We start from the raw sequence: 14,429 nt of genomic DNA, 5'->3' as shown, positions 1-14,429 counted from the left end.
CGGACCCGCGCGCGGCTGGCGAAGCTTGCCTTTCGCATCTGATGTGCTACTGATATATCAGATCAAGACGGAGGGACCCCACGATGGAGTTGGCTGCAACAGGGATGACCGACCGCCAGCGCAAATATCGCGCGACCTATCGCGAGCGCGTGGTGGGCTGGTACAATGGCTGGCTGCATGTCGTGCTGATCTACACGATCGGCTTCACGGCGCTGTACGTCTATCTCGCCAATGTGCACGACGTGAGGTGGTGGGAATACCTCACCATTCCCGTGGTCTTCCTGATCGCAAACTTCTTCGAATGGGCGGTGCACCGCTTCGTCATGCACCGGCCCTCGAATGTGCCCTTGCTGCGCGCGGTCTACAGCCGCCACACGCTGATGCACCATCAATTCTTCACCGAGGAGGAGATGCGCTTTGCCGATCATCACGACTGGCGCGTCACTTTCTTTCCGCCCTATGCGCTGGTGGTGTTTACCCTGATGTCGATCCTGCCGGCGATCGTCGCGGGCCTTGTGATCTCGGCCAACACCGGCTGGCTGCTGATCACCACGACGACCTCGATGTACCTGATCTACGAGTTCATGCACTTCTGCTGCCACGTCGAGGAAAATGCCTTCGTGCGCAACATGCCGTTCGTCAACACCATTCGCCGGCATCATACCGCCCATCACAACCAGTCGATCATGATGGAGCGGAACATGAACCTGACCTTCCCGGTGATGGACTATGTGTTCGGCACCTCCGACCTCAATCGCGGCCTGCTTGGCCACATCTTCAACGGCTACAGCACGCGCTACGTGAAGACCGACATGCGCCGCACGACGCGGACGCCGCGGGTCGTGGCGAAGGAGCAATCGGTGCCGCATGCCGCAGCTTGAACCCAATCTCGCAGGCCTCACCTGGTTCGGCCTGCTGTGGAGCGTGTGCTGCATCGGCTTCCTGCAACTGGCCGGCATGTACCCGCTGCGCGGGCGCGCCGTTCTGCCGGTGACGATGACGACCGCACTATGGGTGGTGCTGCTCGCCGGCACGCTGGCATTCGCGCTGGCCGAATTGCGCTGGACCACAATCGTTGTCGTCGGCGGCGTGCTGTTCTTGTTTTTGCCCGGGCTGTTTCAGGCGCTGCCGGAATGGTGGCGCGACGGACGGGCGGGATTGCGGCTGTCCTGTTGCGCCATGATCGTAGCGCTCGCGCTGCTGGTCCGCGTGGCGGCGCCGTCGTTTCACAACTGGATGACGTGAAGGGAGGTCTCGATGCCAAGCCACATCAAACTCATGCTGTCGCTGGCGTGCCTCGCCACGGCGGCCTGCGGATACTTTTTCATGGTCTATCTGGGCCAGCAGGGACCGAGCTATGCGGTCGCCTTCCTCGGCGTGTTCGCCACGGTCGCGATGTGGATCTTCCCCGAGGTCGTCAAGAAGGACCTCAAGATGCGTCCGCCGGGATCCTGACCGAGCTCCTGATATGATGCTGCAGCACAGGGAGGATCCGATGGCGAGCTATACCGGGGACCGCACCATCGACGGCATTTCGGTGCTGGTCGACGGCAAGCCGCTGTCACCGCATTACGACCAGCTTCGTCTCACCGAGCACGGGTTTGAATGGAGCTACGAAGGGCCCGAGCCGGCACAACTGGCCTTCGCGCTGCTCTATGACCATCTGCACGATGCCGCTGCCGCGAAAGCGCTGCACAAGCCGTTCATGCGGCGCGTCGTCGCCAATTTCGACAATGAATGGGAGCTCTCCTCGTCCGATCTCGACGAAGCGGTTGCGGCGCTGCGCTCCGGACAGACGGCCTGAGCCCGTGCCGATGTCCCCGGCAGAGATTTCTTGAGATGACCCTGACCTGTCGCGCCGCGGTGCTGCATCGAAGCGGAACGCCGCTCTCCGTCGAGCGCGTATCGCTTGCGCAGCCGATGCCGACCGACGTTGTGGTGAAGGTGCGCGCCGCGGGGCTCTGCCACACCGATCTGGAGGTGATCGACGGATCGTTGCGCTATCCCTTGCCGATGATCCTCGGGCACGAGGCGGCCGGCGTGGTCGAGGAAATCGGCAGCGCGGTGCGCGACATCAGCGTCGGCGATCACGTCATCCTGTCCTGGAATCCGCATTGCGGGCACTGCTTTCACTGCGACCGTGCGCAGCCGATCCTGTGCGAGAGCTATCTCGCGCGGGGCGCGGAAGGCGTGCATTTCGACGGCGCGTCGAAGGCGCAGCTCGCGGACGGCCGCAACCTGGCGCACCTGATGTTCCTCGGCGCGTTCTCGGAATATGTCGTGCTGCCGGCCCAGCAGGCGATCGTCGTGCCTAACGACATCCCGTTCGACCGCGCGTGCCTGATCGGCTGCGGCGTCATGACCGGCGTCGGCGCCGCGCTGAACGTCGCCGCCATCGGCCACGACGATACCGTGATGGTCACCGGCTGCGGTGCGGTCGGGCTGGCAGCGGTGCAGGGCGCCCGGCTTGCCGGCGCAGGTGCGGTTATCGCGGTCGACCTCGATGATGCAAAGCTTGGCCTCGCGCGGCAGCTCGGCGCCACGCACGTCGTCAACGCGGCCCGCGAGGACCCGGTCCAGTTCGCAAAGCAGGCGACGCGCGGCCGGGGTGCCGACGTCATCCTCGAAGCGGCGGGCCATCCCAATGCGTTTCGGCAGACCGCGGAGGCGGTGCGGCCGGGCGGCGAGGTGATCTGGCTCGGCAAGATCGACGTCACGCAGGACGTGAGTTTTCGCTGGGGCGCGTTGATGGGCGAGAAGCGATTTCGCCGCTCGAGCTATGGCGGTGCGCGGCCACGGCGCGACTTTCCCTTGCTGGCGCAGGCCTATCTCGACGGCCGGCTCAAGCTCGACGAACTGATCACCGGAAGCTGCAGCCTCGACGGCATCAATGACGGCTTCGAGGCGCTGCGGCGCGGACGGTCGATCCGTACGGTCGTCGAGCTCTGAGAGCCGTCACAGCGTCGAACGCGCAAAACTTTCGATGTAGTCGATCAGGCTGTCGGAGGCCGCGCCCGCGGCGTCGACGCGGCGCTCGGCGATGGCTTCGGCGACGTCGGCATGCAGCCGCGCCGCGAGCGGCAGATCGGCCGCTTCCTTGTAATGCTGGTACCAGAACCGGCGCGACAGGCCATGCATCAGGCCCATCGCGCGGGTGGCGAACTCGTTGCGCGACGCCGTGGAGATCAGTGTGTTGAACTGGTGATCCAGCCGCATGAACAGCAGATCGTCGGATTTCTCCGCCGCGCGCCGCATGCCGGCGGCGATCTCCGAGAACTGCGTGCGCTGCTCGCTGGTGGCGCGCTCGGCGGCGCCGCGCGCCATCAGCCGTTCCAGCTCGCGCCGGACTTCGAGCAGGCGCAGCTGGGCCCTGAGGTCGATCTCGGACACCAGCACGCCGCGGCGGGCCAGGATGTTGACGAGGCCGTCGCGCGACAGGCGCTGCAAGGCCTCGCGGATCGGGGTTCGGCCGATGTCGAGCCGCTTGGCGAGCACGAGCTCGGAGAGCGCGGTGCCCGGCGGCAGTTGCAGCGTCACGATCAGCTCTTCCAGCTCGGCATAGGCGCGATCGGTGAGCGTGACGTCGCTTTGCGGGAGCGGGGCCGGCGCGGAACCGCGCGGCTTGTCGCCGGCGGCGGACGATTGCCGTGCCGGCCGGCGGCTTCCTGCTGTGCGCACGCGCACCGTGCTGGATCGTTTGCTCGAATTTACCATCAGGATCGTGAGTGCTGCTGTACAGCAGATATCTCACACGCCCGATGGCAATGACAAGGCCGGTCGATCGGCGCCGCGCCGAATCGGACGGCGCGCCGCGCGCCCATCAGTGCGAAATGCTTTCCAGCGTCCGGCCGCGGGTTTCCTCGCCGAGCAACAGCACCGCAAGCGCCGCCACCACGAACGCGCCGGCGCCGAGCGCAAACACGCCGCCTTGTCCGGCCGCCGGCAGGATCACGCCGATCACATAGGGGCCGATCAGCGAACCGATTCGGCCGACCGCGGAGGCAAAGCCCGTTCCGGTCGCGCGGACATGGGTCGGGTACAGTTCGGGCGTATAGGCGTAGAGCGCCGACCACATGCCGAACAGGAAGAATTGCATGCAGAGGCCGGCAATGATGAGCTGGGTCTGGTCCGCCGCCGAGCCGTAGAAATGGCAGGCGATCGCGCCGCAGAGCAGGTTCATCACCAGCGTCGCCTTGCGGCCCCAGGATTCGACGAGCCACGCCGAGACCAGGAAGCCGGGGATCCCCGCGAGCGAGATCAGGATGGTGTAGAACACCGATTTGGTGATCGGGAAGCCCTTGGCCTGCAGCAGCGCGCCGAGCCACGTGGTCAGGCCGTAGAAGCCGAGCAGCGCGAAGAACCACAGGGTCCACAACATCGTGGTCCGCTTGGCGTAGATGCCCGAAAACAGCGTTCTCAGGCCGGTCACTTCGGAGACGGGGGCAGCCACCTGGCGCACCACCGGCGGCAGCTCCTTGCCGCCGAGACGGTCGCGGACCCTGGATTCGATGTCGCGCACGGTCGCTTCGGCCCGCTCCGAATAACCGTGGGACGCAAGCCAGCGCGGCGATTCCGGAACGAAGCGGCGCACCACCAGCACGAACACGGCCGGGATTGCCTGCAGGATGAAGACCCAGCGCCAGTCGGCGACCTGCAGCACGAAGTAGGTCAACAAGCCCGACGCGATGAAGCCGAGCGGCCAGAATCCTTCGAGGAACGCGATGTAGCGGCCGCGGTTGCGCGCCGGCATGATCTCCGAGACCATCGACTGCGCGACCGGAAACTCCATGCCCATGCCGAAGCCGAGCAGCAGGCGGGATGCACCGAGCGCGGTCGCCGTGGTGGACAGACCGCAGCACAGGCTGCCCAAGCCCCAGAAGATCATGCTGACCTGGAAGACGCGGGCGCGGCCGAAACGGTCGGCGAGCAGGCCGGCGGACGCGGCGCCCACGAACATGCCAAGGAAGCTCATGCTGGACAGCAGCCCGGCTTCCGCCGTCGACAGGCCGAAGGTCTGGCGGATCGAGCCGAGCACAAAGGTCAGCGCGGCCAGGTCCATGCTGTCGAAAAACCACGCGGTCGCGATGATTCCGAAGATCCAGCGCTGATAGGAGGTCAGCGGCAGGCGTTCGAGCCGCGCCGCGATATCGGCGACCTGCTGCGCCTGCGCGGTTCGCGCAACGGCGGTCGGAGCCCGGCTTCCGGCTGCTGCGGTGACGTCGGAAATGGTCATTGCTGCCTCCCCAAGTAGAGATTGATGGGCTCTTGTCGGCCCCCTTTAATAAAATGTCACACGGATAGCAGTGATATGTCAATTGCTGATCACGCGCAAATTGGCGGTGCGAACCGGGCTGCCGCACCGGACGGGGCCGCGAACACATCGGCGCGTAGCGCGGTCCTTCCGTGATCCGGTCGACCATCCCTGCCGCGTCGGGCATCCTGCGAAGCGGCATCAAGAGCCGGTTAACGGCATCCGAGAAATCGGGGGCTAACGGATAATCCGGCTTTAATGGGGAGCCGACTAAACGTCACGTGGTTACAAGGTGCCGGATGCCTGGAGGTATCCGATGTTGCGTCGGGCGGAGGCGTTTTCCCCATATGTCAGTTCAGGCCGATTTGGGTTTTGCGAGCGACGATCGCGCGAGGGCGCAGATCGGCGCGGCGGTGAGCTATCTGCTCAGGGACGCGACCGGCGTCACGCGTGAGCATGCCGTCGAGACGATTGTCGAGATGGTGCGCGACATCGCAAGCCGGCCGCCCACTGTCGAAGCGGCATCGATTCAGCCACTGATGAGCGGTGTCGCCTATCGGGATTTTGTCATCGATGCCTACCGGCGCGATGTCGATCGCTGGCGCGCGACCATCCGCCGTTCGAACGGCAAGAAGATCCGGATCGCTTCGCCGCCGTCGGTGCGCGACGAGGCGACGACCACCGCGGACGCGATCACCGCCGAGAAGGCCATCGAGTTCGCCAGGCGGGCGATCGACTTGGGCGAGGTGATCTGACCTCGCCGCCTCAAGGCCGCCATCGCCGCGACGTCTTGGCGATGCCGCCTATGCTTGGGACGCGCGATGTGCTCCGATACGGCAGCTGCGCCGGTTCCGCAGCTGTCTGCGGAATTGTCCATTCATCCTGTCCCAGCCGAGAAATGCCATGCCTTCCGAACTCCGTTCGCCGCGTCTGGCTGTCCTGATCGACGCCGACAACGCATCTGCAAAGATCGCTGATGGGCTGTTCGAGGAGATCGCGAAGATCGGCGAGGCCAGCGTGCGCCGCATCTACGGCGACTTCTCCAATCCCAGGTCCAAGGGCTGGGCCGACATCCTGTCGAAGCACGCCATTATCCCGCAGCAGCAATTCGCCTATACGACCGGGAAGAATGCATCCGACATCACCTTGGTGATCGACGCCATGGACCTGCTGCACAGCGGCCGGTTCGATGGCTTCTGCCTGGTGTCGTCGGACAGCGATTTCACTCGGCTTGCCGCCCGCATCCGCGAGCACGGCATCGACGTGTTCGGGTTCGGCGAGCAGAAGACGCCGGAGAGTTTTCGGCAGGCCTGCCGCCGGTTCGTCTATACCGAGAATCTGCGCGGCGGCGCGCCGAGCAATCAGGATGCCGCCGTGCGGGCCCAGCCGTTGCAGCCGCCCGAGGCCGCCACGCCGATCATCAAGAAGGTCATCAGCCAGATGGCGAGCGAGGACGGCTGGGTCACGCTTGGCGAGGTCGGACGGCAGCTGGCCAATTTCGCGTCGGATTTCGATCAGAGGACCTATGGCTTCCGCACCCTCGGCGAGCTGGTGCGCAGGACCAACGCCTTCGAGATCGAGTCGAAGGGCGGGACGATGCGAATCCGCATCAAGCTAGCGGCTGCACCGCCGCCGAGACGGCGAGCTCCGCGACGGCGAGCCGATCAAAAGCCGCCGGAATGAACGGCGCACAGCGCGCTCTGTTCTGAACGATCTCTGAATCTGAACCCAGGATGAATGCTGCTTCGAAGGTTGTTCGGAGTAGCATTTTCGTTCGTGCCGGAATCAAGCGAATTGTGCGCGGAACTGGAGTTGCGCGGGTTGCAGCGTTGGAACTGGAACGTTCTCGTTGCTTGCGATGTTGAGGGGGCATCGATCAATTCGGAGGAGGAGAATCATGAACAAGCGTTTTGCTGTGTCCCTTGTCGCTGCTGCGTCGCTGCTCGCGTCCGGCCCGGCCTTCGCGCAGTCCACGACCGCGGCGGGTGCCGCGAACGGCGCGCGGGCCGGTGGCGAAATCGCGGGCCCTGTCGGCGAGATCGTCGGCGGCACGGTGGGTGCCGCGGTCGGCGCCGGCCTCGAGATCCCGAATGCGGTGATCACCTCGATCCCGCGCAACGAGCCGTCGGTGGTGGTGCGTGAACGTGTCGTGGTCGGCGAGCCGCTGCCTGACACCGTCGTGCTGCGTCCGGTGCCGCGCTATACCGAGTATCGCTACGCGGTCGTCAATGATCGCCGCGTGATCGTGGAGCCGCGTACCCGCCGGATCGTCAAGATCATCGACTGATCGCGCCTGTTTCACCGTCATTGCGAGGAGCTCGCGACAAAATTGCGAAGCAATTTTGCGCTGAAGCGACCACGCAATCCATCGCGCCGCGTATGCTGAAGCATGGATTGCTTCGCTTCGCTCGCAATGACGGAAGTAAGGAAATGACATCCTCGCGGGCCCATCGCCCGCGGGGATTTTCTTGGTCCGATTTTCTTGGGTCCCATGAATACCGGCATGGCACCGCCCAGCTTTTTTCATGAAGCGACCGGTTGGCCTGACGCCGCAATCCCCTAAACTGATCCGCAACGGATGGACGCAGCCAGCGTTCGTCTCAATCAAGAGCAGGGGATGGAAGCATGGGCCGGAAGATCGCGATCGTCGGCGCGGGCGCTGTCGGCGGCTACGCCGGTGCGCATATGGTGCAGGCGGGAGAGGACGTCACCTTCATCGATCCCTGGCCCGCGCATGTCGAGCACATGCGCAAGCACGGACTGCGCGTCACGCACGCGATGGATGTTGCGGAATTCTCGGTGCCGGTGCGGGCGCTTGATGTCACCGACGCGCAGCAGCTGACGAAAGAGAAACCGGTCGACATCGCCTTCGTCTGCATGAAGTCCTACGACACCGCCTGGGCCACCATGCTGATCCGGCAATATCTGGCGGCGGACGGCTACGTTGTCTCGCTGCAGAACTGCATGAACGAGGAGACCATCGCCGGCATCGTCGGCTGGGGCAAGACGCTCGGCTGCATCGCAAGCAGCATCACCGTCAATCTGCCCGAGCCCGGCCATATCCACCGCGGCGCCGGCAAGGGCGGCGCAGCGCACACCGTGTTTCGCGCCGGCGAGGTGCATGGCCGCATCACGGCGCGGGCGGAGGAAGTTTGCCGCCTGGTCGGTTATTCCGACAGCGCCAAGGTGACCTCCAATCTCTGGGGCGAGCGCTGGTCCAAGCTGGTCGCCAACGTGATGGGCAATGGGCTCTCGGCCTGCACCGGTCTAGCGGGCGGCGAGGTGCTGCAAAGCGAACCGCTGCGCCGCTTCTCGACCCGGCTCGGCAGCGAGGCGATCCGCGTCGGCCAGGCGCAGGGCTATCAGCTGGAAGAGATCCTGCATCTGCCGCCCGAGACCATCGCCCGCGCCGGCGAGGGCGACGAGGCCGCAACACGCGCCTGCGACGAGCAGCGCTTCAAGGATGCCAAGCGCACCTCATCGGCGCAGCGCCCCTCGATGGGCCAGGACATGCAGAAGGGCCGCCGCACCGAGATCGAATTCCTCAACGGGCTCGTGGTTCGCGAAGGCGAGAAGCTCGGCATCACCTGCAATGCCAATGCCGCGCTGACCGACATCGTCAAGCGCGTCGAACGCGGCGAACTCGCGCCGGATCCCCGGCACATCACGGAGCTGAGGTTGAATTGAGTGGCCACAGCCGTCATTGCGAGCGCAGCGAAGCAATCCATCTCTCCGCATCTGTGGAATGATGGATTGCTTCGTCGCTTCAGCGCAAAATTGCTTTGCAATTTTGTCGCGAGCTCCTCGCAATGACGGATGCGTAGGTCGCAGGCGCCTTCTTATCTACAGCAGCTGCCGTACCCCCATCCCGTTCATGAATCGCTCGCGGATCTGCACGGGGTCGCGGCGCGTGGTGCCGGTGCCGGGCTTATCGTCGATGCGGGCGCCGATCAGGATCGGGCCGGAGGCCTGTTTCGACTGCTCGATCAGCCGCTCGAAATCGTCCTCGTCGGCGGCCCATGAGCTGCTCGCGATGCCGCTGGCGATTGCGACCTGGACGATATCGGTATGGCCGGCGGCCGGCGTCGGCTGGCTGCCCGTGATCTGGTAGATGCCGTTGTCCATCACCACCATGGTGAGATTCTTCGGCGCCAGCGTCGCGATGGTCGAGAGGCAGCCGAGCTGCATCAGCAGCGAGCCGTCGCCTTCGAGCGCGAACACGCGCCGGTTCGGCTGCGCCAGCGCGACGCCGAGCGCGATCGGAAACGCAAGGCCCATGCTGCCCAGCATGTAGAAATTCTGCGGGCGGTGGCCGGCGGTCCAGAGGTCGAAATTGGTGTTGCCGATGCCGCCGATCACGGCCTCGTCCTTCAGCCCGGCGACGAGGCGCTGGGTGAGCTCGAAGCGGTTCATCACCTTGGTGTTGCGCGCGTGGATGCTGGTCATGGCTGATCTCACTTGTCGAAGGTCTTGCCGCCGGTCAAGAGCGGCGAGAGGATCAGCGCCACCGGCGCCTGGGTGGTGACGGCCTGCTTGATCGAGCGGTCGGCGATGAATTCGAGCTCGTCGAGCCGGGTGATGGTGTGATGCTCCATCGCCAGCGAATCCAGCACCGGGCGCATGGTGCGGCAGACCAGCGCCTGGCCGTAATTGAACTCGCCGAGCGTGCCGCGCTCGGAGACGAACATGATCAGCGGGATCTGGTAGGGCACCGCGAGCGAGGCCAGCACATTGGCCAGCGTGGCAAAGCCCGAGGTTTGCATCAGCACCGCGCCGCGCGTGCCCGCCATCCAGGCACCGGAAACGATGCCGACCGCTTCTTCCTCGCGCGCGGTCGGAAATGTCGTGAAATAGGGATCGGCGTGCAGGTCCTTGATCAGCGTGGTCAGCACCCGGTCGGGCACGTAGGGCACGAGCTTGATCTCGTTCCGCTTCAGCGTCTGCAGCACGATGCCGTGCCAGGTGGTCGCCGACTTCTGGGACGAGGCTTGTTCCGCGGCCGCCATCCTGTTCTCCCTGCTCGCGCGACGCTATGGCCGCTTGCCGCACGAAACTTGACGCGGTGCCTGCGATTGTCAACATGTCGCGGCCGCAACGCGATCTGCGGAATTCGGCCATCGCAGCGCCGAGCCAACGTGCGATACAGGCGCAACGAAAAAGGGACGGTAGCGATCAAGGGACGGGAGGCGTCGATGGCCGGATGGGTCTGGCGGACCGCCATTGCGGCAGCGGCCATGGTTGTGGCCGGCCTTGCGTCCGCGCAGCCGTTCCCGGCCAAGGCCGTTCATATTCTCGTTCCCTATCCGCCCGGCGGCGGCGTCGATGTGCTGACGCGGACGCTTGGCGAAGCGGTGTCGAAGAGCTGGACGCAGTCGATCGTGGTCGAGAACCGGCCCGGCGCCGGCGGGGTGATCGCCTCGCAGGCGATCGCGACCTCCGCGCCCGACGGTTACAATCTGATCATGGTGGCGAGCGGCCACGCCACCAATCCGTTCCTTTATCCAAAGCTGCCCTACGACACCTTCAAGGATTTTTCGCCGATCTCGCTCTTGGCGTCGTCGCCGAACGTGCTGCTGGTGCGCGCGGATTCGCCGTTCAAATCGGTCGCCGACGTCATCGCCGCGGCGAAGGCGAAGCCCGGCAGCCTGTCCTTCGCCCATGCCGGCAACGGCACCTCGACCCATCTGGCCGGCGAGCTGCTCAAGAGCCTCGCCAAGATCGATCTCGACGCGATCCCCTACAAGGGCGGTGCGCCCGCGATCAACGATCTGCTCGGCGGACAAATTCCGATGTCGTTCAACAACGGGCCGGAATCGGTCGGGCAGCTGCAAGCCGGCACGGTTCGCGCGCTGGCGGTGACGACCGGCTCGCGTGCGCCGTTCCTGCCTGACGTGCCCAGCATGTCGGAAACCGTGCCGGGCTACGACACAGAAGTGTGGTGGGGGCTGCTCGGGCCCGGCAACATGCCGGCCGACCTCGTCGCGAAGATCTCGCATGATTTCGTCGCGGCGGTGAACACCGATGCCGTGAAGGAGCGGCTCGGCAAGCTCGGTGCGATCCCGATCGGCTCAACGCCGGACAAGTTCGCCGCCAAGATCAAGGCCGACTATGACAAATGGGGGCCGATCATCAAGGCCGCCGGCATGAAAGCGGAATAGAACATGGCTGCGTCAGAGATTCCTGCCTGCCTGCCGCCGCGTCCGGTGACGCCGCCAAAGGACAAGCTGCCGCCGAAGGCCTGTGATACGCATGCGCATGTGTTCGGTCCGGCCGACCGCTTCCCCTATGCCGGCGATCGCAGCTACACGCCGCCGGACGCGCCGCTCGCGACCTATCTCGGCATGCTCGATGCGCTCGGTTTCGCCCGCGGCGTGCTGGTGCAGGGCAGCGCGCACGGCCACGACAATTCGGCCATGCTGGATGCGCTGCAGCGCGAGCCCGCGCGTCTGCGCGGCGTCGCGGTGGCCGATGCCGATGTGGCGGCGGGTACGCTCCGGCAATGGCATGTGCTCGGCGTCCGCGGTCTGCGCTTCAACCATTTCTTCCGCGGCGGGCAGTTGCACTATCGCGGCGGCATTCCCTTGAACGTTGCCGAGACGCATGCGGGCGTGATGGCCGAGCTCGGCTGGCATCTGCAGCTCTGGATCGACGTGAGGGATTTACCTGAGACGATCCCGACGCTGAAGGCGCTCGGGTTGCCGGTCGTGGTCGATCACATGGGCCGCACCGACGCCGGCGCCGGCATCAACACCGCGGGCTTTCAGAGCCTGCTGCGCGCGGTCGGCGAAGGCTGGTGCTGGGCCAAGCTCTCGGGCGCGCATCGCCTGAGCCGGCGGGCGCCTGATTATCCCGATGCGCGGCCGTTCCACGAGGCACTGGTGTCGGCCAATCCTGAACGGCTGGTGTGGGGCGGCGACTGGCCGCATCCGCGGGTCGAAGGCGAAATGCCCGACGCCGGCCATCTGCTGACGCTGTTCCAGGACTGGACGCCGGATGCGGCGGCCCGGCACCGCATCCTCGTCGACAATCCCGCACGACTCTATGGCTTCCCAAACTGAAAGCTGCTCGAAGACATGACCGTCAACAACAAGCGCGTGTTCTACGTCAAATACCTCGCCCACGAGATCTACGTCGATATCCTGAAGAAGCGGCCGGACGTCCGGCTCGATCGTCTCGAGAACGAGACGCCGGAGGCGACGTTCGCGCCCGTCCTTGCCGACGCGCATGCCTATCAGATCGGCGCGGCGCGCGATGAGCTGGCGCCGCATTTTCATGCCCATGCCGAGCTGTTGAAGCGTGCGCCGAATCTTCTGATCGTGTCGTCGAATGGTGCCGGCTTCGATCCCGTCGATGTCGATGCCTGCACCGCGGCGGGCGTGCTGGTCGTCAACCAGTCCGGCGGCAACGCCAATTCGGTCGCCGAACACGCGCTCGGCATGATGCTGACGCTGTCGAAGCGGATCATCCAGTCCGACCGCAGGCTGCGGCGCGAGGCCAATGTCAACCGCAACGATCTGATCGGCAACGAGCTGAAGGAGAAGACGGTCGGCATCGTCGGCCTCGGCAATGTCGGCCGCCGCATCGCCGAGCTGTGCAGGGGCCTCTTGCACATGAAGGTGATCGCCTACGATCCCTATCTCACGGCGGATGAGATGGCGAAGCGGGGCGGGGAGAAGGTCGAGCTCGACGATCTCTTGCGCCGCGCGGACTTTGTTTCGATCTCGTGTCCGCTGGACAAGAACAGCCGCGGCATGATCGGCGCGCGCCAGTTCGCGCTGATGCAGCCGCACGCCTACTTCGTCACCACTGCGCGCGGCTTCATCCACGACGAGAAGGCATTGGAAGAGGCACTACGTGAAAAGCGCATCGCGGGTGCGGGCCTCGACGTCTGGGACAAGGAGCCACCGACGCCGGATCACCCGCTCTTGCAGTTCGACAATGTGCTGGCGAGCCCGCACACCGCCGGCGTCACCCGCGAGGCGCGCATCAACATGGGCCGGATCGCGGCCGAGCAGATCCTCGACGCCCTCGACGGCAAGCGCCCGCCGCGCATCATCAATCCCGAGGTGTGGCCGGTCTACGCAAGACGGTTCGAGAAGGCGTTCGGGTTCATGCCGGGGTAGGGTCAGGCCTGCCCCTCTGGGGGCCGCGGCCAAAAATATCGAAAACAACCCCATGCAAAGGAGCTGGCGGCTGCCGGCGTTCGAGCAGGCAGCTTGACGCGTCGGGCAACTCAGGGGTACATTTCCAATATTCAGAAATCGTGCAGCGCCAGGCCTTGCGGGGGAGATCTACCGCAAGGGCGGACGGGAACGGTTCCGCCGGTGCGTCCCTCACGCAAAACGGCCAGTCGTGCGAGTGCTGTTGCGCGCGCCAAAACACCGGAGAAAATCTCCTTCGTCGTAGCCTCGATCGGGGCAATAATCCCACTGCCGAACGACCGCCTCGCAACACGTCCGTTGTTATTTTCTCTGAGATATCGACGGCTTAGCCCGAAATCGCCATTTTCCGTCTGTGCCCGACCATTCCGGGCACGGAAGGAAGATGTTCGATGCGACAGGTCCAGTCATTGCTCCGCAACGCGCCCGCCAGGATCGGCCGCCGTCTTGCGCAGATCGTCGCGATCGCTGCCGCCAGCCTGCCGCAGGCCGGCGCGTAGCTTTCCCCGCTGCGAACAGTCGCACGCGTATCAGCCGAATTAACTCACCACCCTTTCGTGTTAGTGCTAGCGTGGTACCCCCGGGCTCTCCCGGTGCAGCAGGGAGGGTTCCATGTCACGCTTCGTCGTTCATTTCATGAAAGACGTGCTCGGCGGCAATGGCCGCGAGCGCGAGGTTTGCCAGGGTGCGCTTGAGATCGACGCCTCGAGCGCGGGCCAGGCCACCGAGATGGCCAAGGTCAAGTTTTGCCAGGAACAATCGCTGTGCGACTGGTCACTGCATGCCGACCGCATCCGGATCGAGGCGGCCGACTTGCACGCCTGAACCAGATGGACCGCGTGTGGCGGCATCCGACCTCTCCCTGTGGAGTTTGGGGCGCGATCCAATGGTGCCGTCATTGCGAGGAGCTCGCGACAAAATTGCAGAGCAATTTTGCGCTGAAGCGACGAAGCAATCCATGGTTCCGCATGTGCGGACAGATGGATTGCTTCGCTGCGCTCGCAATGACACTAGAGAAG

General features: G+C 65.0%; 17 protein-coding genes. 13 read left to right on the top strand and 4 right to left on the bottom strand.

The annotated features are described in order from the left end of the window. Positions 1–83: 83 nt before the first annotated feature. From I6F38_RS35460 to I6F38_RS35440, 5 genes are read left to right on the top strand one after another with little or no spacing between them, the layout of a single operon-like run. Entirely contained in the window at positions 84–881 is a 798-nt protein-coding gene (locus tag I6F38_RS35460; RefSeq protein ID WP_225163702.1) for a sterol desaturase family protein, read from the top strand. Continuing rightward, positions 868–1,245 (top strand): DUF4175 domain-containing protein, encoded by a 378-nt coding sequence (locus tag I6F38_RS35455; protein ID WP_225163701.1) that lies wholly within the window; start codon positions 868–870, stop codon positions 1,243–1,245. Before I6F38_RS35460 ends, I6F38_RS35455 begins: the two co-directional genes overlap by 14 nt. Before the next feature lie 12 nt (positions 1,246–1,257). Further along, a complete protein-coding gene (locus tag I6F38_RS35450; protein WP_024579640.1) occupies positions 1,258–1,455 on the top strand; it encodes a hypothetical protein in 198 nt (65 codons plus the stop codon). Between the two features lie 40 nt (positions 1,456–1,495). Then, entirely contained in the window at positions 1,496–1,804 is a 309-nt protein-coding gene (locus tag I6F38_RS35445; protein ID WP_225163700.1) for a DUF6166 domain-containing protein, read from the top strand. 35 nt (positions 1,805–1,839) lie between these two features. After that, the gene (locus I6F38_RS35440; RefSeq protein WP_225163699.1) at positions 1,840–2,949 is read left to right on the top strand and encodes a Zn-dependent alcohol dehydrogenase; all 1,110 of its coding nucleotides are present in this window, start codon (positions 1,840–1,842) and stop codon (positions 2,947–2,949) included. Between the two features lie 6 nt (positions 2,950–2,955). On the opposite strand, the gene I6F38_RS35435 is transcribed toward I6F38_RS35440, so the two are convergent. Continuing rightward, positions 2,956–3,714 (bottom strand): GntR family transcriptional regulator, encoded by a 759-nt coding sequence (locus I6F38_RS35435; RefSeq protein WP_225163698.1) that lies wholly within the window; start codon positions 3,712–3,714, stop codon positions 2,956–2,958. Between the two features lie 106 nt (positions 3,715–3,820). Then, the gene (locus tag I6F38_RS35430; protein ID WP_225163697.1) at positions 3,821–5,233 is read right to left on the bottom strand and encodes an MFS transporter; all 1,413 of its coding nucleotides are present in this window, start codon (positions 5,231–5,233) and stop codon (positions 3,821–3,823) included. Positions 5,234–5,598: 365 nt separating this feature from the next. Here I6F38_RS35430 and I6F38_RS35425 point away from each other — a divergent pair, with 365 nt between their 5' ends. From I6F38_RS35425 to I6F38_RS35410, 4 genes are all read left to right on the top strand, one after another. Continuing rightward, entirely contained in the window at positions 5,599–6,006 is a 408-nt protein-coding gene (locus I6F38_RS35425) for a hypothetical protein (protein WP_225163696.1), read from the top strand. A gap of 148 nt (positions 6,007–6,154) precedes the next feature. Next, positions 6,155–6,934, top strand: coding sequence for an NYN domain-containing protein (locus tag I6F38_RS35420; RefSeq protein ID WP_225163695.1), 780 nt, complete (start codon positions 6,155–6,157; stop codon positions 6,932–6,934). Positions 6,935–7,148: 214 nt separating this feature from the next. Continuing rightward, positions 7,149–7,538: a DUF1236 domain-containing protein gene (locus tag I6F38_RS35415; RefSeq protein WP_225163694.1), complete on the top strand. Its 390-nt coding sequence runs from the start codon at positions 7,149–7,151 to the stop codon at positions 7,536–7,538. Positions 7,539–7,876: 338 nt separating this feature from the next. After that, positions 7,877–8,938: a 2-dehydropantoate 2-reductase gene (locus tag I6F38_RS35410; protein ID WP_225163693.1), complete on the top strand. Its 1,062-nt coding sequence runs from the start codon at positions 7,877–7,879 to the stop codon at positions 8,936–8,938. 156 nt (positions 8,939–9,094) lie between these two features. On the opposite strand, the gene I6F38_RS35405 is transcribed toward I6F38_RS35410, so the two are convergent. Continuing rightward, positions 9,095–9,697: a thiamine pyrophosphate-dependent enzyme gene (locus I6F38_RS35405; RefSeq protein ID WP_225163692.1), complete on the bottom strand. Its 603-nt coding sequence runs from the start codon at positions 9,695–9,697 to the stop codon at positions 9,095–9,097. An 8-nt stretch (positions 9,698–9,705) separates the two neighbouring features. Then, a complete protein-coding gene (locus I6F38_RS35400; RefSeq protein WP_225163691.1) occupies positions 9,706–10,257 on the bottom strand; it encodes a thiamine pyrophosphate-binding protein in 552 nt (183 codons plus the stop codon). Positions 10,258–10,443: 186 nt separating this feature from the next. On the opposite strand from I6F38_RS35400, the gene I6F38_RS35395 reads away from it, so the two are divergent. From I6F38_RS35395 to I6F38_RS35380, 4 genes are all read left to right on the top strand, one after another. After that, complete coding sequence (locus tag I6F38_RS35395) at positions 10,444–11,409, top strand: tripartite tricarboxylate transporter substrate binding protein (RefSeq protein ID WP_225163690.1); 966 nt, start codon at positions 10,444–10,446, stop codon at positions 11,407–11,409. Between the two features lie 3 nt (positions 11,410–11,412). After that, a complete protein-coding gene (locus tag I6F38_RS35390; protein WP_225163689.1) occupies positions 11,413–12,309 on the top strand; it encodes an amidohydrolase family protein in 897 nt (298 codons plus the stop codon). Between the two features lie 15 nt (positions 12,310–12,324). Beyond that, on the top strand, positions 12,325–13,374 hold the full coding sequence (locus I6F38_RS35385; protein ID WP_225163688.1) for a hydroxyacid dehydrogenase: 1,050 nt from the start codon (positions 12,325–12,327) through the stop codon (positions 13,372–13,374). Between the two features lie 648 nt (positions 13,375–14,022). After that, positions 14,023–14,235, top strand: coding sequence for a hypothetical protein (locus I6F38_RS35380; protein WP_225163687.1), 213 nt, complete (start codon positions 14,023–14,025; stop codon positions 14,233–14,235). Positions 14,236–14,429 lie beyond the last annotated feature (194 nt).

The organism is Bradyrhizobium sp. BRP56 (genome assembly GCF_020194035.1).
Classification (GTDB): domain Bacteria; phylum Pseudomonadota; class Alphaproteobacteria; order Rhizobiales; family Xanthobacteraceae; genus Bradyrhizobium; species Bradyrhizobium australafricanum.
Note: the sequence above shows the minus strand (reverse complement) of the source record. Positions and strands in the feature narration are given on the sequence as shown.